Annotated in this window: 18 protein-coding genes and 1 pseudogene; 12 read left to right on the forward strand and 7 right to left on the reverse strand. The window is 69.9% G+C overall.

Annotation, left to right across the window (positions count from 1 at the left end; translation table 11 throughout):
* The first annotated feature begins 106 nt into the window (after positions 1-106).
* Together ACZ4EG_RS30855 and ACZ4EG_RS30860 are read left to right on the forward strand one after the other, a co-directional pair.
* Positions 107-1,732, forward strand: coding sequence for a penicillin-binding transpeptidase domain-containing protein (locus ACZ4EG_RS30855; protein ID WP_467792877.1), 1,626 nt, complete (start codon positions 107-109; stop codon positions 1,730-1,732).
* Between the two features lie 105 nt (positions 1,733-1,837).
* Complete coding sequence (locus tag ACZ4EG_RS30860) at positions 1,838-3,502, forward strand: penicillin-binding transpeptidase domain-containing protein (protein WP_467792878.1); 1,665 nt, start codon at positions 1,838-1,840, stop codon at positions 3,500-3,502.
* Between the two features lie 44 nt (positions 3,503-3,546).
* On the opposite strand, the gene ACZ4EG_RS30865 is transcribed toward ACZ4EG_RS30860, so the two are convergent.
* Entirely contained in the window at positions 3,547-3,900 is a 354-nt protein-coding gene (locus tag ACZ4EG_RS30865; protein WP_363302207.1) for an SsgA family sporulation/cell division regulator, read from the reverse strand.
* A gap of 176 nt (positions 3,901-4,076) precedes the next feature.
* Here ACZ4EG_RS30865 and ACZ4EG_RS30870 point away from each other — a divergent pair, with 176 nt between their 5' ends.
* The 6 genes from ACZ4EG_RS30870 (at position 4,077) to ACZ4EG_RS30895 (ending at position 9,030) form a co-directional block, all read left to right on the forward strand.
* Complete coding sequence (locus tag ACZ4EG_RS30870; protein ID WP_467792879.1) at positions 4,077-5,126, forward strand: energy-coupling factor ABC transporter permease; 1,050 nt, start codon at positions 4,077-4,079, stop codon at positions 5,124-5,126.
* 1 nt (position 5,127) lies between these two features.
* Positions 5,128-5,889: a cobalt ECF transporter T component CbiQ gene (gene cbiQ / locus ACZ4EG_RS30875; protein WP_453555220.1), complete on the forward strand. Its 762-nt coding sequence runs from the start codon at positions 5,128-5,130 to the stop codon at positions 5,887-5,889.
* Positions 5,877-6,644, forward strand: coding sequence for an energy-coupling factor ABC transporter ATP-binding protein (locus tag ACZ4EG_RS30880; protein WP_453555222.1), 768 nt, complete (start codon positions 5,877-5,879; stop codon positions 6,642-6,644). The genes cbiQ and ACZ4EG_RS30880 overlap by 13 nt, the downstream gene beginning before the upstream one ends.
* A gap of 46 nt (positions 6,645-6,690) precedes the next feature.
* Positions 6,691-7,149 carry a MarR family winged helix-turn-helix transcriptional regulator gene (locus ACZ4EG_RS30885; protein ID WP_453555224.1) on the forward strand — a complete coding sequence of 153 codons (459 nt, stop codon included), beginning with the start codon at positions 6,691-6,693 and terminating at the stop codon, positions 7,147-7,149.
* Between the two features lie 105 nt (positions 7,150-7,254).
* Positions 7,255-7,719: an organic hydroperoxide resistance protein gene (locus tag ACZ4EG_RS30890; protein WP_453555226.1), complete on the forward strand. Its 465-nt coding sequence runs from the start codon at positions 7,255-7,257 to the stop codon at positions 7,717-7,719.
* Between the two features lie 138 nt (positions 7,720-7,857).
* Complete coding sequence (locus tag ACZ4EG_RS30895) at positions 7,858-9,030, forward strand: serine hydrolase domain-containing protein (RefSeq protein WP_467793071.1); 1,173 nt, start codon at positions 7,858-7,860, stop codon at positions 9,028-9,030.
* Here ACZ4EG_RS30895 and ACZ4EG_RS30900 read toward each other — a convergent pair.
* The 6 genes and pseudogenes from ACZ4EG_RS30900 to ACZ4EG_RS30925 form a co-directional block, all read right to left on the reverse strand.
* Positions 9,020-9,295, reverse strand: a complete 276-nt coding sequence (locus ACZ4EG_RS30900; protein ID WP_390709864.1) for a DUF1876 domain-containing protein — start codon at positions 9,293-9,295, stop codon at positions 9,020-9,022. The genes ACZ4EG_RS30895 and ACZ4EG_RS30900 overlap by 11 nt on opposite strands.
* Before the next feature lie 120 nt (positions 9,296-9,415).
* Entirely contained in the window at positions 9,416-10,306 is an 891-nt protein-coding gene (locus ACZ4EG_RS30905; protein WP_467792880.1) for an NAD(P)-dependent oxidoreductase, read from the reverse strand.
* Between the two features lie 143 nt (positions 10,307-10,449).
* A pseudogene (locus ACZ4EG_RS30910) lies at positions 10,450-11,379 on the reverse strand (IS5 family transposase); the annotation flags it as partial.
* A gap of 563 nt (positions 11,380-11,942) precedes the next feature.
* Positions 11,943-13,139, reverse strand: coding sequence for an LCP family protein (locus ACZ4EG_RS30915; protein WP_467792881.1), 1,197 nt, complete (start codon positions 13,137-13,139; stop codon positions 11,943-11,945).
* A 17-nt stretch (positions 13,140-13,156) separates the two neighbouring features.
* On the reverse strand, positions 13,157-15,256 hold the full coding sequence (locus ACZ4EG_RS30920; RefSeq protein WP_467792882.1) for a bifunctional polysaccharide deacetylase/glycosyltransferase family 2 protein: 2,100 nt from the start codon (positions 15,254-15,256) through the stop codon (positions 13,157-13,159).
* The gene (locus ACZ4EG_RS30925) at positions 15,253-15,498 is read right to left on the reverse strand and encodes a hypothetical protein (RefSeq protein WP_467792883.1); all 246 of its coding nucleotides are present in this window, start codon (positions 15,496-15,498) and stop codon (positions 15,253-15,255) included. Before ACZ4EG_RS30925 ends, ACZ4EG_RS30920 begins: the two co-directional genes overlap by 4 nt.
* Before the next feature lie 261 nt (positions 15,499-15,759).
* Here ACZ4EG_RS30925 and ACZ4EG_RS30930 point away from each other — a divergent pair, with 261 nt between their 5' ends.
* The 4 genes from ACZ4EG_RS30930 (at position 15,760) to ACZ4EG_RS30945 (ending at position 21,155) form a co-directional block, all read left to right on the forward strand.
* Positions 15,760-17,091 (forward strand): ferredoxin reductase family protein, encoded by a 1,332-nt coding sequence (locus ACZ4EG_RS30930; protein WP_467793072.1) that lies wholly within the window; start codon positions 15,760-15,762, stop codon positions 17,089-17,091.
* Between the two features lie 44 nt (positions 17,092-17,135).
* Positions 17,136-17,738: an FMN-binding protein gene (locus ACZ4EG_RS30935; RefSeq protein WP_467792884.1), complete on the forward strand. Its 603-nt coding sequence runs from the start codon at positions 17,136-17,138 to the stop codon at positions 17,736-17,738.
* Between the two features lie 489 nt (positions 17,739-18,227).
* On the forward strand, positions 18,228-19,886 hold the full coding sequence (locus tag ACZ4EG_RS30940) for a PP2C family protein-serine/threonine phosphatase (protein ID WP_467792885.1): 1,659 nt from the start codon (positions 18,228-18,230) through the stop codon (positions 19,884-19,886).
* Positions 19,887-20,159: 273 nt separating this feature from the next.
* Entirely contained in the window at positions 20,160-21,155 is a 996-nt protein-coding gene (locus tag ACZ4EG_RS30945) for a terpene synthase family protein (protein ID WP_467792886.1), read from the forward strand.
* The last annotated feature ends 358 nt before the right edge of the window (positions 21,156-21,513 follow it).

Below are 21,513 nucleotides of genomic sequence, written 5' to 3' on the forward strand. Positions count from 1 at the left end.
CTTCTGATCTCCGTTCGGACAACATCCGAAAACAATCCTCACAGTTCCCTCTTGTGCCACCTACAGTTCGAGGACTGAAACGGGGGACGGGGGAGGGGACTTCGGCATGCGCAAGGGGGTCAAGGTCACCATCGTGGGCGGAGTGTTCGCCGCGCTGGTGGGTGGGGCCGGGTACGGGGCGTACAACGTTCTGTCCGCGCTCGGCGGGGACGGAACAGCGGGCGGGGGCTCGGCGTCGGTGAGGACCGGGCCGCCCAGTGGTGACGAGGTGCGGGACACCACGCGGAAGTTCTTCGCGGCCTGGGAGAAGGGGCAGGCGGCGACGGCCGCGTCGTTCACGAACAACGCCGAGGCCGCGGGTGTGCTGCTGACGGCCTACGGCGAGGACGCGCACATCACCAAGGTGAGCATCACGCCCGGGAGGGCGACCGGCGCGACCGTGCCCTTCACGGTCCGGGCGACGGTGTCGTACGACGGGAAGTCCAAGCCGCTCGACTACAAGAGCGAGTTGACCGTGGTGCGCGGCGAGACGACGCACCGGGCGCTCGTCGACTGGCAGCCGTCCGTCGTCCATCCACGGCTGCAGACGGGCGACACGCTGGTCACCGGCGATTCGGCGAGCCCGGCCATCGAGGCCGTGGACCGCGACGGCAAGGTCCTGACGAAGGAGAAGTACCCGTCCCTGGGTCCGATCCTGGACGAGCTGCGCAGCCGCTACGGCGAGAAGGCGGGCGGCACACCCGGCGTCGAGCTGGCCATCCGGCACCAGGCCGAGGGGGCCGCCGACACGACCCTGCTGACCCTGGCCAAGGGCAGGGCGGGCCGGCTGCCGACGACACTGAGCGCGAGCGCGCAGGCGGCGGCCGAGAAGGCGGTGACGAAGTACGCCGAGTCCTCGGTGGTGGCCGTGAAGCCCAGCACCGGTGAGGTGCTGGCGGTCGCCAACCACCGTGACGACGGGTTCAACGCGGCGTTCCTCGGCACGCTGGCGCCCGGCTCCACGATGAAGATCGTCAGCGCGGCGACGCTCATCGACAACGGGATCACGAAGGCGACCGGACCGGCGCCCTGCCCGCCGACCGCCACCTGGCAGAGCCAGACCTTCAGCAACCTCAAGGGCCTGGCCCCGGACGAGCACGCCACGCTCTCCGACAGCTTCGCCCGCTCCTGCAACACCGCGTTCGTGAAGTACGCGGACGAGGTGAAGGTCGACTCCCTCACCAAGGAGGCCGAGGAGCGCTTCGGGCTCGGGCAGGGCAACTGGAAGGTCGGCATACCCTCCTTCGAAGGCCGTGTCCCCGCCTCCGGCGGCCCGGACACGGCGGCCAACATGATCGGCCAGGGCCAGGTGCAGCTGAGCCCGCTGAACCTGGCCTCGGTGACGGCGACCGCGATGACGGGCACCTTCCGGCAGCCGGTGATCGTGTCGCAGAAGCTGGACGGCCGCGATCTGGCCACCGCCCGGGGCCTCACGGCCGGCACGGTCCAGCAGCTGCGCTCGATGATGAACCGCACCGCGGTCAGCGGCACCGCGGCCGGTGTGATGCGCGGCCTGAGCGGCAGCATCGGCGCGAAGACCGGCTCCGCGGAGGTCGACGGGCAGGCGAAGTCCAACAGCTGGTTCACCGGTTACCGCAATGACATCGCGGCCGCGGCCATGACCCAGGACGGCGGCCACGGCATCGACGCGGCCGGGCCGATTGTCGCAGCTGTGCTACGGACGGGAGGCTGAAGTCACCCGTACAGGAAGGGACTCTAGGGTGGGTGCTGTCGTTGAGGAGTGTGAGGGCTACGAGGGCGTCGGGGACCCTGGGGAATTCGCGGAGGAACTGAGGCAGTGGGCAAGAGAAGGCGCGTCGTCGAGCGACGGAGTACCAGACCCGCGGTCGTCGGCGGAATGATCGCCGCGGTCGTCGGCGGCGCGGGCCTCGGCGTCTATCTGCTCTACGGCGGCGCGGCGGCCGAGGGGCAGGCCGGCGCCACCGGCGACCACAAAACGGTCAAGACCGGCCCGCTGTCCGCGACCGAGGTGCAAACCACCGCCGAGCGCTTCCTCACGGCCTGGCAGCAGGGCAGGGTGAACCTGGCCGCGGCCGCCACGGACGACTCCGCTGCCGCCACCACCCAACTCACCGGCTACACCAAGGACGCCCGCATCAAGGACGTCACGCTCACCGCGGGCACCCGCACCGGCGCCAAGGTCCCCTTCTCCGTCAAGGGCACGGTCACCTACAAGGGCATCAGCAAGCCGCTGGCCTACGACAGCTCGCTCACCGTCGTGCGCCGCGCCCGCGACGGGAAGCCGCTGGTCGACTGGCACGCCTCCGTCGTCCACCCGGACCTGAAGGACGGCGACAAGCTGGTCACCGGCGAGTCCGGCACCCCGCCCATCAAGGCGCTGGACCGCGACGGAGGAGAGCTGACCGCCGCGAAGTACCCCTCCCTGGGGACGGTGCTCGACGGGCTGCGCGAGAAGTTCGGCAAGACGGCGGGCGGCAAGGCGGGCCTCGAACTGCGCGTGGCGCGCGGCAAGGTGTCCACGGCGCACAAGCTCTCCGACAAGACGCTCGTGGAACTCAGCAAGGGCACCCCGGGCACGGTGCGGACGACGCTGAGCCCGGCCCTCCAGGCGGCCGCCGAGAAGCAGGTCAGCAAGCAGAAGCGGGCCTCGGTCGTGGTCATGCGCCCGTCGACCGGGGAGATCCTCGCGGTGGCCAACACCAGCCACGGCTTCAACACGGCCTTCCAGGGCTCGCTGGCCCCCGGCTCCACGATGAAGGTCATCACCTCGTCGCTGCTGATCGACAAGCATCTGGCGTCCGTGGACAAGGAGCACCCCTGTCCCAAGACGGTGAAGTACGGCGGCTGGACCTTCCACAACGACGACGACTTCGAGATCAAGGGCGGCACGTTCAAGGCGAGCTTCGCGCGCTCCTGCAACACGGCCTTCATCAGCCAGGCGAAGAAGCTGGGCAACGCGGACCTGACGAACCAGGCCCAGCAGGTCTTCGGTCTGTCCATGAACAACTGGGCGATCGGCGTCCCGACCTTCGACGGCTCGGTGCCGGTGCAGTCGGCGGCCCAGATGGCGGCCTCGCTGATCGGGCAGGGCGGGGTGCGGATGAACCCGCTGAACATGGCGTCGGTCGCCTCGACGATCAGGGCGGGCGTCTTCCGCCAGCCCTATCTGGTCTCCCCGAGCGTGGACCGCCGCAAGACGGCCACCGCCACCCGCACCCTGTCCGCAGGAACGCTCTCCCAACTGCGCGAACTGATGCGGTACACGGCCGCGTACGGCACGGCGGCCCAGGCGATGTCCGGGCTCGGCCCCGACTACGGCGCGAAGACGGGCTCGGCGGAGGTCGACGGCCAGAAGAAGCCCAACGGATGGTTCACCGCGTACCGCGGCGACCTCGCGGCCGCGGGTGTGGTCCAGGCCGGCGGGCACGGAGGCGACACGGCGGGACCGATCGTGGCGGCGCTGCTGAAGATGGGGAGCTGAGCCCCGACGGGCGGCCGGACCTCAACGGCCGGGTGGCCGGACCCTCAATGGGCCACGGGCTCGGCGGCCATGTACGTCCGCCGCAGGAACCGCAGCAGGGTCTTCGACTCGAACTGCACCACCTCGACCCCGCCCGGTGAGTGGAACTCCACCACGGCCTGGACCCGGCCGCACGGCCACACCCGTACGTCCCCGCTCTCGACCGGCGCCCGCAGCCCCTGTTCCAGCAGCGATCTGGAGAACGTCCACTCGTGCGGCCCGGGAAGTCCGACCCGCACCGCCCGGGGGTCCGCATCGGGGTCGTAGCGCAGGATGACCGGGACCGCCGGTTCCTCCTGCACGTCCACGTTGTCTTCCGTGACTATGTGAGCTCGCGCGTACTGCTCGACTACGGACATCAGACGGCCCTCTCACGCTGCGTCACCTGGGCGGAAGTCATGCCTCCGCCTCCACTCCAATGTCGCATATATCCCATATTGCGCTCATCGAACCCTGCACATCTCAGATGTGCGATATGCATAAACCAGCTCCTCGCTCTTGCAAGAGGTTCGCAACAAGCCTCTAGAATCAAACGGTGCACGTACCTGACGGATTCATCGACGCCCCCACCTCCGCGGTCGCCGGAGTGGTCGCCGCAGGCGCCCTCGCCGTGAGCCTGCGCGGTGCGCGCCGCGAACTCGACGAGCGGACCGCCCCGCTGGCCGGACTGGTGGCGGCGTTCATCTTCGCCGTACAGATGCTCAACTTCCCCGTCGCGGCCGGAACAAGCGGCCATCTGCTCGGCGGCGCCCTCGCGGCGATACTCGTCGGCCCCTGCACGGGCGTGCTCTGTGTCTCCGTCGTCCTGCTCATGCAGGGCATCCTCTTCGCGGACGGCGGCCTGACCGCGCTCGGCGTCAACATCACGGACATGGCGATCGTCACGACGGTCGTGTCGTACGCGGTCTTCCGCGGCCTGGTGAAGGTACTCCCGCGCAAGCGGCGCTCGGTGACCGTCGCCTCCTTCGTCGCCGCCGTCCTCTCCGTGCCGGCCGCGGCCGTCGCCTTCACGCTGATCTACGCGGTCGGCGGCACCACCGACGTCGCCATCGGCAAGGTCGCCACCGCGATGATCGGCGTCCACGTCCTCATCGGCATCGGCGAGGCCGCCATCACCGCGCTCACGGTCGGTGCCGTCATCGCCGTACGGCCGGACCTCGTGTACGGCGCCCGCGGACTCCAGCAGCGTCTGAAGCTGAGGGTGAACGGCGAGCTCGTCGACGCGCCCGCCGCCCGGCCGGTCCCCGTCGCGGCCGCCGCCCGCTCGCACCGCACACTGTGGATCACCGGCCTGGTCACCTCCCTGGTGCTCGCCGGGTTCGTCAGCTTCTACGCCTCCGCCGACCCCGACGGCCTGGAGAAGATCGCGCACGACAAGGGCATCGACCAGAACGCCGGGAAGCACGCGTCCGCCGACTCCCCGCTCGCCGGCTACGGAGTGAAGGACGTCTCCGACGCCCGCCTCTCCGGCGGACTCGCCGGCGTGATCGGCGTCGGGGTCACGGTCGTCGCGGGCAGCACCGTGTTCTGGGCGGTGCGCAGGCGCCGTACGAGCGACGTCTCACCCGCGAGCACGGGCGTCTGACATGGGAGCCGGACACGCGCACAGGCTCTACCGGCACGGGCACTCCCCCGTACACACGCTGCCGCCGCACACCAAACTGGCCGCCGCCTTCGCCTTCGTGGTGGTCGTGGTGTCGACCCCGCGCGAGGCGATGTGGGCGTTCGGGCTGTACGCCTTGCTGCTCGCGTATGTGGCGTACCTCGCGCGCGTACCCGCCGGATTCCTGCTCAAGCGGCTGCTCATCGAGGTGCCGTTCGTCGCCTTCGCGGTGCTCATGCCGTTCGTGGCGGAGGGCGCGCGGGTGGACGTCCTCGGTCTGTCGCTGAGCGTCAACGGCCTGTGGGGCGCCTGGAACGTGCTCGCCAAGGGCACGCTGGGCGTCGCCGCCTCCGTGCTGCTGGCCGCCACCACCGAGCTGCGCGAACTCCTTCTCGGTCTGCAGCGCCTCAGACTCCCGTCGCTGCTCGTCCAGATCGCGTCCTTCATGATCCGCTATGGCGACGTCATCACCGACGAGATGCGCCGGATGCGGATCGCCCGGGAGTCGCGCGGCTTCGAGGCGCGCGGCGTACGCCACTGGGGAGTGCTCGCCAAGTCGGCCGGCGCGCTGTTCATCCGCTCCTACGAGCGCGGCGAGCGTGTGCATCTGGCCATGGTGAGCCGGGGATACGCCGGTTCGATGCCGGTCATCGACGAGGTGACCGCGTCCCGGGCGCAGTGGTCGTACGCCCTCGCCCTCCCCTGTGCCGCCCTCGTCGTCTGCCTGCTGGGATGGACCCTGTGAAACCTTCACTGGAAGTGGCCGGACTGGCCTTCGCGTACCCCGACGGACACCAGGCCCTGTTCGGCGTGGACTTCTCGATCGGGCGCGGCGAACGGGTCGCGCTGCTCGGCCCGAACGGCGCCGGCAAGACGACCCTGGTGCTGCACCTCAACGGCATCCTGGGCGGCGGCACCGGCACGGTGACCGTGGCCGGGCTGCCGGTCGGCCGGGAGCACATGGCCGAGATCAGGCGGAAGGTCGGCATCGTCTTCCAGGACCCGGACGACCAGCTCTTCATGCCGACCGTGCGGGAGGACGTGGCGTTCGGTCCGGCCGCGGCCGGGCTGAAGGGGGCCGTGCTGGAGGAGCGGGTGGGCACGGCCCTGGAGCGGGTCGGCATGCGGGACTTCGCCGACCGGCCGCCGCACCATCTGTCCTTCGGCCAGCGCCGCCGGGTCGCGGTCGCGACGGTCCTCGCGATGGAGCCGGAGATCCTCGTCCTCGACGAGCCGTCCTCCAACCTGGACCCGGCCTCCCGCCGCGAACTGGCCGACATCCTGCGCTCGCTGGACGTCACGGTCCTGATGGTCACGCACGATCTGCCCTACGCACTGGAACTGTGCCCGCGCTCCCTGATCCTGAGCGACGGCGTGATCGCCGCGGACGGCCCGACGGGCGACGTCCTGTCCGACGACGCGTTGATGCGCGCCCACCGTCTTGAGCTGCCCTTCGGCTTCGACCCGAGGTCCGTTCCGGCCGCCGCCGAGCTGACCTGACGCGTTTCCATGACGGCCGTCCCGGATCGTCCGGGACAATGGGCGGGTGACGCATCAAGAGGACGCCGGGTCGCTGCTGCTCGACGAGCAGCTCTGCTTCGCGCTGTACGCGGCCCAGCGCGCCGTGACCGCGGCATACCGCCCGCTCCTCGACGAACTCGGCCTGACCTACCCGCAGTACCTCGTCCTCCTTGTCCTGTGGGAGCGCGACGAGACCACGGTGAAGGAACTGGCCGCGGCCCTGCGTCTCGACTACGGCACGGTGTCGCCGCTGCTGAAGCGGCTGGCGGCGGCGGGGCTGGTGCGGCGTGAGCGCTCGGCGCGGGACGAGCGCTCGGTGCTGGTCGCGTGCACCGAGCGCGGGCGTGAACTCCGGGAGCGCGCGGCGCGGGTGCCCGGCGCGCTGCTCACGACGACGGGGCTGGGTGCTTCCGAGGTCGCGCGGCTGCGCGAGGAGCTGTGGCGGCTCGCGGAGCGCGCCGAGCACGCCTCCACCAGGCACTGACGGACGTTACCCACGGTCACCGTGCCCTGAGGACGACAACTGACCTACCGGCCAGTACCTTGTGCACGATGTACTTGCGCACACCTGTTCCTTGGAAGGCCGACCATGACTGACGGCACCGCTGCAACCGACGGCACCGCTGTTGACACCCGCCCGACGAAGATCATGTACGTTGCCGAAGCCACCGCGCACGGTGGCCGGGACGGGTACGTCACCAGTCAGGACGGCGAGATCGAGCTGAAGGTCGCGATGCCGCCGGAGCTGGGCGGGGACGGCAACGGCACCAACCCGGAGCAGCTGTTCGCCGCCGGCTACAGCTCCTGCTTCCACAACGCGCTGATCCTGGTCGGCAACCGCGCGGGCTACGACCTGACCGGCTCCACCGTCGCCGCGAAGGTCGGCATCGGCCCGAACAAGCACCGCGGCTACGGCCTGGCCGTAGCCCTCAGCGTCTCCCTCCCGGTCCTCGACGCGGACGTGGCGGCCAAGCTGGTCGACGCGGCCCACGAGGTGTGCCCGTACTCCAACGCGACACGCGGCAACATCGACGTGACGATCGTGCTGGGCTGAATCCCGACGCCTGCGGGCTCTAGGACACCAAACCGTAACCAAATCCGCTACCCCGCCGAGGAATCCAAGGCCACAGTCCCGTGTTTCACTCGCTGGCGCAAGCAAGTGGAGGGACCGGGCGTGGGCGTGGATGTGGACGTGGACGTGAGCGGCACAGTCGCCGAGGGCTTCGAGCCGGTCAGGGCGGCGTTCGCGCGCAACTTCGGGCTGCTCGGCGACCGGGGCGCGGCCGTCGCCGTGTACCGGGACGGGCACCGGGTGGTCGACCTGTGGGGCGGCACGAAGGACGTCGACGGTACGGCCCCCTGGGAGCACGGCACCGCGCAGATCGTGCGCTCCGCGACCAAGGGCGTCGCCGCCGCCGCGCTGCTGCTTCTGCACCAGCGCGGTGAGCTGGACCTGGACGCGCCGGTGGGCGAGTACTGGCCGGAGTTCAAGGCGGCGGGCAAGGAGAGCACGCTGGTCCGGCATGTGCTGGCGCACCGTGCCGGCGTCCCCGTGCTCGACCGTCCGCTGACGCCGGAGCAGGCCGTGGACCCCGACCTCGGCGCACAGGCCGTCGCGGCCCAGGCGCCGGTGTGGGAGCCGGGCACCGACCACGGGTACCACGCGCACACGTACGGCTGGCTCACCGGCGAACTGGTGCGGCGCGTCACCGGCCGCCCGGTCGGCGAGTTCATCGCGACCGAGATCGCCGGGCCGGCCGGCGCCGACCTCTGGCTCGGCCTGCCGGAGTCCGAGGCCGCCCGCGTGGGCCGGGTCGGCCCCGTCGAGGCCGCCGAGGCGGGCGGCGCGCTGAGGACCCGTCCGAAGCGGTCCGTCTCCGAGGCCTACGCCGACCCGGAGTCCCTGACCCGCCGTGCCTTCGCCGCGATCACCCCGCTCCCCGACGAGAACGCGCCCGCCTACCACGCGGCCGCCCTCCCCGCCTCCAACGGCATCGCCACCGCCGACGGTCTGGCCCGCTTCTACGCCTCCCTGATCGGGGAGGTGGACGGCGGCACACGGCTGTTCCACCCCGGGACGGTCAAGTCGGCCCGGGGCGAGCAGTCGGCCGGGCCGGACCGCGTGCTCGTGGTCGGCACCCGGTTCGGCCTCGGCTACATGCTGCACGGCAGCGCGTCGCCGCTGCTGTCCGCCGGCTCCTTCGGCCACCCGGGCCGCGGTGGTGCCCTCGCCTTCGCCGATCCCGAGTCGGGCATCGCCTTCGGCTATGTCACCAACGGCTTCCGCAAGAGCGTGACGGCGGACCCGCGGGCGCAGGCGCTGGTGCGGGCGGTGCGGACGGCCCTGGAGCGCGTCACACGTTGATCGGGTGCGAGGTCCGCCCGGACGCCGAGTCGATCTCTCCGTGTGCCTTGGTCAGCAGCTGCATCGCCAGTTCGTTGAGCGCCCGCGCGCCGGCTATCTCCTCGCCGACGCGTGGCTGATTGGCGTCGGTGTGGTGCCTGCTGGCACTCCCGTGCGCCCGTACCTCACTGCCGTCGGGCAGACGCACCAGCGCGGCCGCCCGCGTGTGCAGATCGTCCTCCTTGAACTCCAGCTCGACGTGCCATCCCACAGCGGTGTGCATCATGAGGACCACCTCCGGAATCACTGCTTCCAGGGTGCTCCTCGACGCCCCCGGCGTCACGTCGGCCCGGAAAACTGGCTTTCCGTCAGGAAACGGGCGTCTGGGACGGGCTTCCGCTTCCGCTCAGGAAGCCGGCTTCCCGTCGAAGCTGGCGAAGTACGCGGCGGCCATGTCCTCGTCGGCATGGCCCTGGGCGGCGGCGCGCGCGAAGCGCTCCGCGACGGCCTCGGCCACGTCGAGACGGACGCCGTTGTCGGCACCGGCCCGGACGATCAGCCGTGCGTCCTTCTCGGCCGTGGCCACCGCGAACTGGGCCGGGGAGAGCCGCTCGCCCAGCACCATGGCCGCCTTGGCCCGCAGGTACCCCATGTCGAGCGGCCCGCCCTCGATGAGGTCGAAGAAGGCCTGCGGGTCGACGCCGAGCGCCTGGGACAGGGCGAGGACCTCGCCGGTCGCCGCGGTGGCCGCGAGGACCCAGCTGTTGGCGACCAGCTTGAGCCGGGTGGCGCTGCCCGCCGCCCCGTCGTCGCCGGTCCACACCGTACGGGCGCCGACCGCGTCGAACACGGGCGTGACGACCGCCCGGCCCTCCTCGGGACCGGCGGCCAGGACGGTCAGCTGTCCGGCCTCCGCGGGCTGGCGGGTGCCGAGGACCGGGGCGTCGTAGAACACGAGGCCGTGGTCGCGGGCAAAGCCGGCCAGGCCGGCGACCGAGTCGAGGCCGGCGGTGGTCGACTGCGCCCAGACCGCGCCGGGGCGCAGTGCGGGAGCCGCCTCCCGCATGACCTCCAGGACGGTGTGGCCGTCGTACAGCATGGTCAGGACGGCATCGGCGCCCTGGACGGCCTCGGCGGGGGTGTCGGTGACGTGGGCGCGGTCGGCGGCCAGCGGCTCGGCCTTGGCGCGGGTGCGGTTCCAGACGCGGACGGTGTGCCCGGCCTTCGCGAGGTTGCGGGCCATCGCGGCCCCCATGATCCCGGTGCCCAGGACGCTCACGGTGAGCTTGTCTGTCATGACGTCAACTTCCTGATCCGTGCGGTGAGTACGGGCCTTGAGCATGGTCGCTCAGGCGCGGTCTCCATGGTCGTCCAGACGCGAGCGTTCCCCGCGGCGACGCGGACGGGTCCGCCGGCGGGGTCCACTCCCCCGCGCCGCTGGCCGGCGTGCAGCATCAGCCCGATCCCGACCACCAGCAGCCCGGCGGCGGCGATCCGGGGTGCCCCGAAGCGCTCCTTGGAGAACAGTGCCCCGATCGCCGCTCCGACGATGATCGATGTCATACCCGGCCCATACGGTATTTGGCATGAGCCAATCGAAGTTAGAGGCTGTCTCACGTGGTGAGTCTGGTCAGCTTTTTGTAGCAGGTCAGGGCGGCTGCGGCCGAACAGCCAGGCGATGGACCTCTCGATCTTCCAGCGGTGCCGTCCGAGCCGTTCGGAGGACTCGATACCGGGACGGGCGATCCTGCCGACGATGCCGCGTTTCCGCAGCCAGAGGAGGCTGTCTCCGGAGTGGTACGCCTTGTCGGCGCGGAGCTTGCCGGGATGCCGTCGGCGCGGTCCGCGCCGGGACCGCACGGCCGGTATCCCCTTCACGAGGGGCTTGAGGGCCAGGCTGTCGTGGGTGTTCGCCCCGGACGCCCCTACCACCAGGGGGATGCCCTGAGCCTCGGACAACACGTGCAGCTTGCTGCCCGCCTTGCCGCGGTCGACCGGGGTCGGCCCGGTCAGCGACCCCCCCCCTTTCGCCCGCACCGACGCGGCATCGATGATTACCGACGTCCAGTCGAGCTCGCCGCGTGCAGCGAGCTCGTCCAGGACCGCCCGGTGCAGCCGACGCCACAGGCCCGCCTTCGTCCAGGCGGCGAACCGGCGGTGCGCGGTGGCCGGCGAGACCCCGAACGTCGGCGGCAGATGCCGCCACGCACACCCGCTGGTCAGCACATACACCACGGCGGTGAACACTGCCCGTTCGTCCAACGGTGCGGTACCACCGCCCTGGCGGCGTGGCGTGAAAGACGGCAGCAACGGCGCGACCGGATCCCATAACCCGTCAGGAAAAAGCCGCTGCGACAGATCAGCACCCACAAGGAGCAATGATGCCGCAGCTCAGACGTACACCACGTGAGACAGCCTCTTAAGGGCACGCTATGGGCACGCCCTCGGCTCGGAGGCGTGGGAGAGTTCCGCTCCGTGGTCGATGCCGCCCAACTCATCGAAGCCCGGCAGCAGCCGGAAGGCGCGCCCTTTGCAGAAGCGCACCGAGGAGGGCTCAGCGGCGATCGAACGGCTGGGGCGGAGGCGGAGTCAGGAGAGGTTCCCCGCAGGCCTTCCTGCTCCTGGCGGCGGACCGACCCGTCCTCGCCGAGCAGTCCACGGCCCTGAGCGGACAGGCGCCCCATCGCACCACCCTCACCTGGGACTACGACGGCTCGGCGCCCGTTGCCGGACCGAGCGGCTCACCGACGCGGCCACGCGGGACGGCATCGATGCCCTGGCCTCCGTGTTCCGCCCCTCGTCGTGGAGGACGAAGCAGAGGTGCGGGGTGCCGCCAGGGTGATCCAGTTCCTGCGCGTCTCGGCGACACCCGGCCCGGCGGGAAGCGGATCCGGAAGGTGTCGGCGAAGCCCAGCAGATGCGCGGCGCGGGGCTCATCCGTCGGCCGGTTGGTTCTTCTCCTCGATGGTCACCGGCCGGTCGTTCCTCAGCTCGGTGAACAACTCCTTCGCTTTCGCCGCGTCCCACTTCACGACGCTGCCCTTCGACGTGCTGATTCGCAGGTCGGCCACGGGGACGTTGAGCTGCCTGCCGCCTCCGGACGAGACGCTCCTCATCGCCTCGAACAGCGAGGCAAGGGTGCGCAGTTGCATGTCCTTGTCCACCACCAGGGTGTTCAGCGCCGCGCCCAGCAGGGGATAGGCCCGGAACGGATTGAGCGCGGTGCCCGGTGTGGCCGCCTTGTGGGCGAGCGCGGCGAGGAACTTCTGCTGATTTCTGCTACGCCCCAGGTCGCCCTGGGCCTCCTGATGCCGCTGGCGGACGAACGCGAGTGCCTGGGCGCCGTCCAGGGTGTGGCAGCCCTTCGTCAGGTCGAGCCCCGACTTCTCGTCCTTGATGCTCCGGTCCACGCACATGTCCACGCCGCCGACGGCGTTCACGACACCGACGAAGCCGCCGAAGCCGATCTCCGCGTAGTGGTCGATACGGACGCCCGTGTTGAGCTCGATGGTCCGCACGAGCAGCCGCGCGCCGCCCAGGGAGTAGGCCGCGTTCAGCTTACTCTTCGCCGGGCGGTGCCGCTTTCCGGTGTCGGGGTCGAGGTACGACGGGAGGGTCACCCACGAGTCGCGCGGCAGGCTCACCAACGTGGTGCCGTGGGTACCGGTGTGCAGGAGCATCATCGAGTCGGTACGGCCGCCGCCACCACCGCCGGCGTGCAGATCCTTCCTGGCCTGCTCGGACAGGCCGTCACGGCTGTCGGAGCCCACGATGAGGTACGTGGTGCCCTTCCCCTGCGGCGGACGGTCCCCGACCTCGCCGAGGTCGACCGCCCGGTCGAGCTCGAAGTCGGCCCAGGCGTACGTGCCGCCGCCGGCCAGGAGCAGCGCGCAGAGCAGCAGCGCCAGCAGGCGCGCGATACGGCGGCGCCGGCTGGGGCGCACCCGGGGGGCGCGCGTGCTGCGAGTGTGACCACCGCCGGTCCGCCCCTTGGACGGGGGCCAGGCGGTTTCCTCGTACGGGCTCGGGACGTGTTTCTCGTACGGCCGTGTCTCCTCCGTCTGTGCGACGACGTGCCCCGTGATCACTCGGGGTGCCGGTGTCTCCCCGTTCCTGTTCCAGTCGCTCATGGATTTCACCCCCCTGATCACCTCGATGACAACTCCCGTGCGGCGATCGGCTGTCTCAGCTGCTCCGTGGCGGCGGTACCCGCGCGCTGCATGCGGTGCCACTTCAGCCGGGTACCGCGGAGCAGGGCGAACACGGACTGGATGACGACCAGATACATCAGCTGCCGGTAGACGAAGAGCTGGAACGGCATCGACCACAGGGCCCGCAGCTTCTCCCCGTCGAGTCTCAACGCGTAACCGGCGCAGAGCAGTTGGACGGTGAGGAAGCCGAGCCATATGCCCAGCGACTGCATGGGATCGCTGAAGAACGCCCCGTACAGCGCGAACAGGTCGACGACCGGGGCGATCAGCGGCAGGCACACCTGAAAGATGGTCAGGTATGTCAGTCCGCGACGCGCGAAGCGTCCGGCGGTGCCCACTTCGAGGACGGCTCCGCGGTGCTTCCACATCGCCTGGAGGGTGCCGTAGCACCAGCGGTAGCGCTGCCGCCACAACTGCCGCAGTGAAGTGGGCACTTCGGTCCAGGCGACGGCCGACTCCTCGTAGACCACCCGCCAGCCGGCCCGCCACAGCGCCATCGTGAGGTCGGTGTCTTCGGCGAGGGTGTCCTCGCTGACCCCGCCGACGCCCATCAGCGCGTCCCGGCGGAAGGCACCGATGGCTCCCGGAACCGTCGGCATGCACTCCAGCACCTCGAACATCCGCCGGTCGAGATTGAAGCCGAAGACGTACTCCAGGTGCTGCCATCTGCCCAGCAGTCCGTGCCGGTTGCCCACCTTGGTGTTGCCGCTGACCGCGCCGACGGCCGGGTGTGCGAGGGGCTGGATGAGCCGGTACAGCGCGTCGGGCTCGAAGACGGTGTCGGCGTCGACCATCACGACGATGTCGCACGAGGCGTGCGCCAGACCGGTGTTGAGCGCGGCGGCCTTGCCCGAGTTGGGCTGCCGGATCACCCGCACCCGGGGGTCGTTGATCCAGGTCGCGAGGTCCGCGGTCCGGTCGGTCGAGCCGTCGTCGATGACGATGACCTCAAGGTGCGGGTGCGTGGACGCGAGCAGCGAGTGGACGGTGGACTCGATGCCCGCCTCTTCGTTGTACGCCGGGACCAGCACCGTCACGGGTGCATCGACCTCCCGCAGCCAGGGCGCGCCGGGGCGGAAGCGGGTCAGGCGGCGGACATGGGCTCGGGCGAAGATGATCAGCATAAGAAGGCGCAGTACGCCTAGGACGCCCAGCGCGAGCAGCACCCAGGTCATGGCGTTCGTGAACGCGTGACCGGCGGTCGTGGCCCAGATCAACGCCTTGCCCTCCCACCGTTCGGCGGTGGAGACCCGGGTGTCGGCCGAGGGCATGCCGAGCGCGTCCGTGACGGTGGTGAACCGCTTGACGTGCCGGTTGCCGAGCAGGTCCTTCGTTTCCTGGTACGCCAGGTCCGTCTGGCTGAACTGGCGGACCATGCCGTACGCCGGATCGCGGTCGGGACGGTTGGCAGCGACCAGCACGTAGCCGTCCGCGGCGGCGCTCCGGGCCGCCGTCCACTCGGCGCCGCACAACGTGTCCACCTGGGTGGTCAGCGGCATCCGCAGGAGGCTGGTGCGGATGCCCGCCGAACCGGCGAGGGTCTTCTGGGTGAGCGTCAGCTCCATCGCGGCGCGCACGCGCGACGAAGAACCGAGGTCTGCCCCTGTGTACGTGTTCGAGCCGACCTCGTGGCCCTCGTCGAGGATCCGCCGCACCAGCTCCGGATGGCGGGCCGCCCGCGCACCGAACAGGAAGAAGGTCGCGTGCGCATGATGCTTGCGCAGCAGATCGAGGATGCGCGGGGTCCACACGGGGTCGGGGCCGCCGTCGAAGGTGAGCGCGACGGTACGGGCGGGCATGGCCGAGGACTCGACGTCGTCCCCGCTGATACGGCGCAGGACCGGCCCATTCCCGTCCACGGCCTTGGGTACGGGCCTGGTACAGGGGATCCGCGACTTGGCGGCGTCGACCTCATGAATGGTCCAGCCCTCGAAGAGAAGGGCGGCGAGGACGACGGGCAGGGTCAGGGCCAGCAGCCGCCAGTGACCGCGGGGCTCGCGGGAACGGGCGTGCCGGCGTCGTGCCGAGCGACTCACGCAGCCATCCCCGGGGTGACGTTAATCACAGAACAGTCGGGGCCTGTTCGGCCGGTGCCGGTGACGGAAGTGGCCGCTTCGAGCCCGACCGCCGGAGTGCGCCAGCCGCGCGTGGATCCGGCGGTGCGGGGGGCGAAGCCGACCGCGCGCCACGCGGTCCTCCCGCGCTGGTCGAAGGCGTCGACGCCCGCCGAACGGCGAAGCGTTTTATGCTGGTTTATCTTCCTGCCGAGCTCTTGCATGGGCGGCGAGTCTAGCCACAGTCGTACCGCGGGTGTGTCCGAAACAGCCCAGGCCACCACCGTGCCACGGGGGTGTGACGCCAAGCCCCGTCGGTGCGCTGGACTAGGTGGCTGAGGGGAAGTGCGTCCGCCTGTTCCTCCCGCCCAACCGATGGTTTTCAGCCATCCGTCCGCTGTACGGTGCCCCGGGAGCGAAGGCCAGCAAAGGGAAGTCCAGCCTTGACGACCATCCAGCACAGCCGGGCGGGAAGACGGCAGGCCATGCGTCGGATCCGGCCCCGGCGGTCCCCCGCGGCACCCCTGCTGGCGCTCTCCTGGGCGGGAGCAGCCGCCGTGCTGTGGCTGTGGTGGCACAACACCCCGGCCGTCGCCGCGACCACCGCCGACCGGCTGGTGAACGCGGGCCGGATCACCGGACTGCTCGCCGGCTATGCGATCGCCCTGGTGATCGCCCAGATGGCGCGTGTCCCGGCCCTGGAACGCCGGGTCGGGTCGGACCGCGTGGTGCGCTGGCACGCGAGAAGCGGCCGCTACGCCCTGACCCTGACCCTCGCCCACATCGTGCTGATCCTGTACGGATACGCGCTGCAGGCGGGCACCGGCATAGTGGCGCAGATGGTCTCCCTCATCACCGACTACCCGCACATGATCGAGGCGACCGTCGGCACGCTCATGCTCCTCCTCGTCGGCTTCGTGTCCGCCGGTGCCGTACGGCGCCGTATGCGCTATGAGCTCTGGTACTACCTGCACCTGCTCACCTACGCCGCCGTCTATCTCGCCTTCTGGCACCAACTCGCCACGGGCGACGAGTTCGTCGGCGACCCCACCGCCCGTACCGCCTGGTACGCCCTGTACATCACCGTCGGCGCCCTGCTCCTCTGGTATCGCGTACTCACCCCGGTGCGGCTCAACCTCCGGCACCGCATGCGGGTCGAGTCGGTCGTGCAGGAGGCTCCGGGCGTGGTCTCCGTGCTGATCCGGGGCCGGCGGCTGCACCGGGTGGGCGCCGAGGCGGGGCAGTTCTTCCGCTGGCGGTTCCTCACCAGGGGGCTGCGGTGGAGCGCCAACCCGTACTCGCTCTCGGCCCCGCCCCGCCCGGACCTGCTGCGGATCACCGTCAAGGCCGTCGGCGGGCACAGCGCGGCGCTCGCCAGGCTGCGGCCGGGCACGCACGTGTGGGCGGAAGGCCCGTACGGGGCGATGACCGCGGCCCGCCGCAGCCGCGGCAAGGTACTCCTGCTCGCGGGCGGCGCCGGCATCACACCCCTGCGGGCCCTGTTCGAGACGCTGCCCGGCGCACCCGGCGACCTGACGCTCCTCTACAGGGCCCGCACGGCCGAGGAACTGGCGTTGCGGGACGAACTGGAGGAGATCGCGGACGAACGCGGGGCCCAGCTGCTGTACGCGGTCAACAGCCCGGACGGGCGACGACCCGCGATCACCGCGAAGATGCTGCGCAGGATCCTGCCGGACATCGCCCGTCACGACGTGTACCTGTGCGGTCCTCCGGGACTGGCCGAGGAGTCCTACGCCGCACTCCGCGAGGCAGGGGTGCCGCACCGCCGCATCCACCACGAGTCCTTCGAGTTCTGAGGCGGAGCGGTGACATTCCATACCCCTGACGCGCTGGGACTCTCATGAGGAAGAGGCATCCGTTCCGTCACGCGCTGCTGGCCACCGTCGGCACCGTCTCCGGCATTGTGCTGCTGCTCGCGCTCAAGCCGACCACTGACCCCTCGCTGGCACAGGCCGAGCCCGCGACGACGTCGAACGCCGCCGTGTCCCCGTCCCCGTCGGTGTCCTCGCACTCCGTGTCCGCGTCACCGTCGCCGTCGAATGCCCCGAAGAAGAAGCACACCACGTCCTCTTCCCCCTCCGCGAGCACGTCGCACGCGGCATCGGCCGCCCCCACGAGAACCAGCAGCGCCCCCTCCGCCCCGAAGACCACCTCGGCCGCCCCCACCACTCGTACCGTCACCGGCGCCACGGCCCAGACGAAGTACGGCCCGGTCCAGGTGCGGATCACCCTCACCGGCAGCAAGATCACCGGGGCGAACGCCGTCCAGTCTCCCGACGAGACGGCGCGCAGCAAGGACATCAACTCCACGGCCGTCCCCAAGCTCAATCAGGAGACGCTGCAGGCGCAGAGCGCGGACATCGACACGGTGTCCGGCGCCACGTACACCAGCGCGGGCTACAAGCAGTCCCTGCAGAGTGCCCTGGACCGGGCCGGCGGGTGAGCCGGGCAGCGCACTCAGCGGAGTGGCCGCCGCGACGGCCCCGAGCCAGGCCGTCGGTGCGCTCGGCCTGGACAAGACCACCGCTCATGGCACCCGGGAACGGCGCGCCGACAGCCCACCGGTGCCGCGCGTTCAGCGACCGGCATGGTCCGGGCGGAGGAACGTCTTCGCATGCCCGGCCGACGCGGTCTGCCGGGTGGGTGTCTAGCGCAAGATCCGGAAAGTCACTACCATGCGCACGATCCGGCCACAGTCGGATCGGTCAGGCGATCTTCCCTGGAAGAGCGGGAGCACACTCCGCTGCGAGAGCCCCGTTCGTCTCTAGGAAGGAATGGTGTCGCAGTCCCGTAGGCTCTCCAGTCGCCCCCACTGGCTGGTTTCCATCGGTCACCCACTACAGTGCGTGGCCCATCCGGTTGAGCGCCGTTGATCCCTCGGGGGAAGTAGTTCACGCCACGGCAGGGAGACCTAGTGAAAGACGTCGGGCCGGTGAGTACTGCCGTAGGGGAGGATGAGTCCAATCCCGGCGCCTTCCAGGCCAGCGCGAGCATCGTGCAGGCGGGCTTCTTCTGCTGGGAGATCGCCACGGGCGAGGTGAGCTGCGATCCACTCACCCTCGCGCTGCACGGCATGCCCGAGAACGGCCCGTCGGACATCTCGAGCTTCCTGGCCGCAGTACACGAGTCCGATCTGGCCGATGTACGCGATGCCTTGGGCCTGATAGCGGAATCCTGCGGCAACTACCAGATCGAGTACCGGGTCACTTCCGACGACGACCAGCACCGGTCCCTGGAAGCCCGGGGCCGTGTCCTGCCCGGCGCCGACGGGCTGCCGGCCCGCATGGTCGGAGTGGTCATGGACACCACGGCCGTCCATGAACGCCACGAGGCGGAGAAGCGGCGGTTGTACGAGCGCGCCACCCGTGACCGCTGGATGCGGGAGCTGACTGCGGCTCTGGCCGCCGCGGTGACGGTCAAGGACATCATGGCCGCCGCACAGGCAGGACTGCGTACCTTCGGAGCGGACGCCCTGGCGGTGATCGCCCCGGAGGGAAACCGGTTGACCGTCGTCGCCTCGTGCGCCGACGACGAGCAGGGCGGGGACTCCCTGCGAGTCCTCGACGCTACAGCCCGCACACTCGTGGAGGAGTCGCTCGACCGTAGGGCGCCCGTTCTCATCGGCTCCGCGGACGCGCTGATCAACGGTTATCCGCACCTGGCACCGCTCGCGCAGTCGGCCCCACAGGCGTGGGCGGTACTGCCGCTCACGGACTCGCGCGGCCGTGTCAGTTCCGGCCTTGTCGGTTTCCCCGAGCCGCAAGAATTTCTGCCCGAGGAACGGGCCCTCCTGGTCGCCGCCATGGGACTGCTCGCCCAGTCACTGGAGCGAGCCGGCATGTACGAGTCGGAACACGCACTCGCCACCGAGCTCCAGCGCGGCATGCTGCCGCGCGGGCCGCTCACGGTGCCGGGTGTGACCATCGCCGCCCGCTACCAAGCCGCCACCTCCGGCATGTGGATCGGTGGCGACTGGTACGACGCCATCAGCCTGCCCGACGGCGGCGTGGCTCTGGTCATAGGAGATGTGCAGGGGCACAGCGTTCACGCCGCGTCTCTCATGGGGCGACTGCGTACCGCCGTACACGCCTACGCGAACGAAGGACACACGCCTGCGGCCGTCCTGGAACGCACCAACCGCCTGCTGGCCGAACTGAACACCGACCCGGACAGGGCCCTGTTCGCCACATGCTGCTACATCGCACTCAACCCGTCCGACGGAACGCTCCGAGTGTGCCGGGCGGGCCATCCGGCCCCAGCGCTGATCACGCCCCGCAAGCCGCCGCGCCTCCTGGAGGTCCCAGGCGGTCTCCCTCTGGGGATCGACCGGGACCAGCGCTACCCGACCACCCGCCTGCGTATCGCTCCCGGTAGCGTGCTCGCGCTGACCACCGACGGCCTGCTCGAGGCCGTGAACAAGGACATCGACCAGGGCATCGAGAGGTTTCTCCGCGGTCTGCGAGGGGCTCCCACGGCGGACCTGGAGACCGTTGTCGACGACCTCCTTGCCGGTACGCAGAAGGCTCACGGCTTGGGCGACGACGTCGCTCTGCTCCTGGCTCGTCTGAACAGGCCCGGCCGCCGCAGCTGACTCGGTCCTGACCCAGCCTGTTCTCAACAGGCTTGGATCGCCGGGTACTTGTATTGGCGGCCAACCGAATTTGCCCGGTCTATGGTGCTTCCCTGCGCAGGGCAATGAGGGCCAAAGAAACGAGACCTTGGTCGAACGCCATCGACAGGCAGGGTAATTTACGTCGGTGGCTGGGACTGCCTGGTCATGCTCCGTGCGGGCTTTGGCATGCCGCATCGGCAATATCGCTGGATGTCGCGAATGACAGAGGATTACCGAGAAGCGAGCTGACGTATGGACAATTTCCGGATTCCGGACCTCTACATACCCGTACCGGCAGCGCTCAATCCGGAACTCCAGAAGGCTGCTGCGGCGGCTGAGGCGTGGCTGGACGAGTTCGGCCTGGTGCCCACCGAGGAGGCGCGTCGGCATGTACAGCGCACTCGTGTGGACCGACTCACCGCGTGGCTGTGCCCGAACGCTTCACAGGAGGCACTGACGCTGATCACCCAGTGGAACGCGTGGCTCTTCCAGTTGGACGACCAGTTCGACGACGACCCGGTGCGCGGTTACCGGCCCGAGCGGTGGCGGGAGGCGTTCGGGCCGTTGTTCGCCGTATTCGATGGAAATGTTACGGCTGGGCGGCTGGCGCGTTCCTTGGCGGATCTGTGGCGCCGTACGACGGATGTCCGTTCTTCCGTATGGCAGCGCCGATTTATCCCACACCTGTTGTGGTATTTCGACAGCTACCGGGCCGATATGATCCATAGGGAGCAAGGGCGTGTACCCGGCCTGCAGCAATACCTCGCGCACCGCCGCGCCTCGTTCGCATTCGACGCCGTCCTCGACCTGATGGAAATCGGCACCGGTGTGGACCTGCCCGACCAACTACATGCCAACCCGGCCTTCGCCGACATGCGAGAGGCAGTGATCTATGCGAATGCTTGCATCAACGATCTCTACTCGCTGCCCAAAGAGCTCGCCCATGACTATGCGTTCAACGCCGTCACGGTGATCTGCCATCATCACCGGTGCAGCCTCCAGGAAGCGGCGGAGCGAGTGGCCATGATGCAGGCCGGATACGTCCAGCGCATCCTTGATCTCGAACAGGTCCTGCCCGGGCGGCTGACACGTTCCGGCCTCGCCGACGACGTCGTCGACGAGGCGCTGCGCTGTGTCAGGGACTTCAACGCGCTCACCGCTGGGAACGTCGCTTGGTCGAAGGAGACCGGTCGCTATGCGGAGATAGAGACCAAACCGACCTATCTGGCGGACTTGTTCATTCCGTAGGACCCTTGGCCATCGCCCAAGTGCGCCGCATCCCACGCGGCCGTGGCCCACGGATCGACTCCACGGCCGGTTCGGCGAGACTCTCCGGGGTTGCAGGTGGTGTCATTGCATCTCTGATGGGGCGCCAGCTCGCCTTCCGAGATGCGGGGGACCCCGGCCGGGCCATCCCTCAGTACGAACAAACCCTCACCAGTTGCGTGCGCCTACTCGGCGAAGACCACCCCGCGACTCGTGCCGTCAGCGCCAACCTCGATACCCAAATCCGCCCGCCAGTCGCGCGATCAGCCAGCGCATGCCCACGGGCAACCAGCCCGATGCGCCGAAAGCGATCTCATCAGCTCCTCGAACAGCCGCGTTA

This window comes from Streptomyces sp. NPDC025638 (assembly GCF_055558775.1).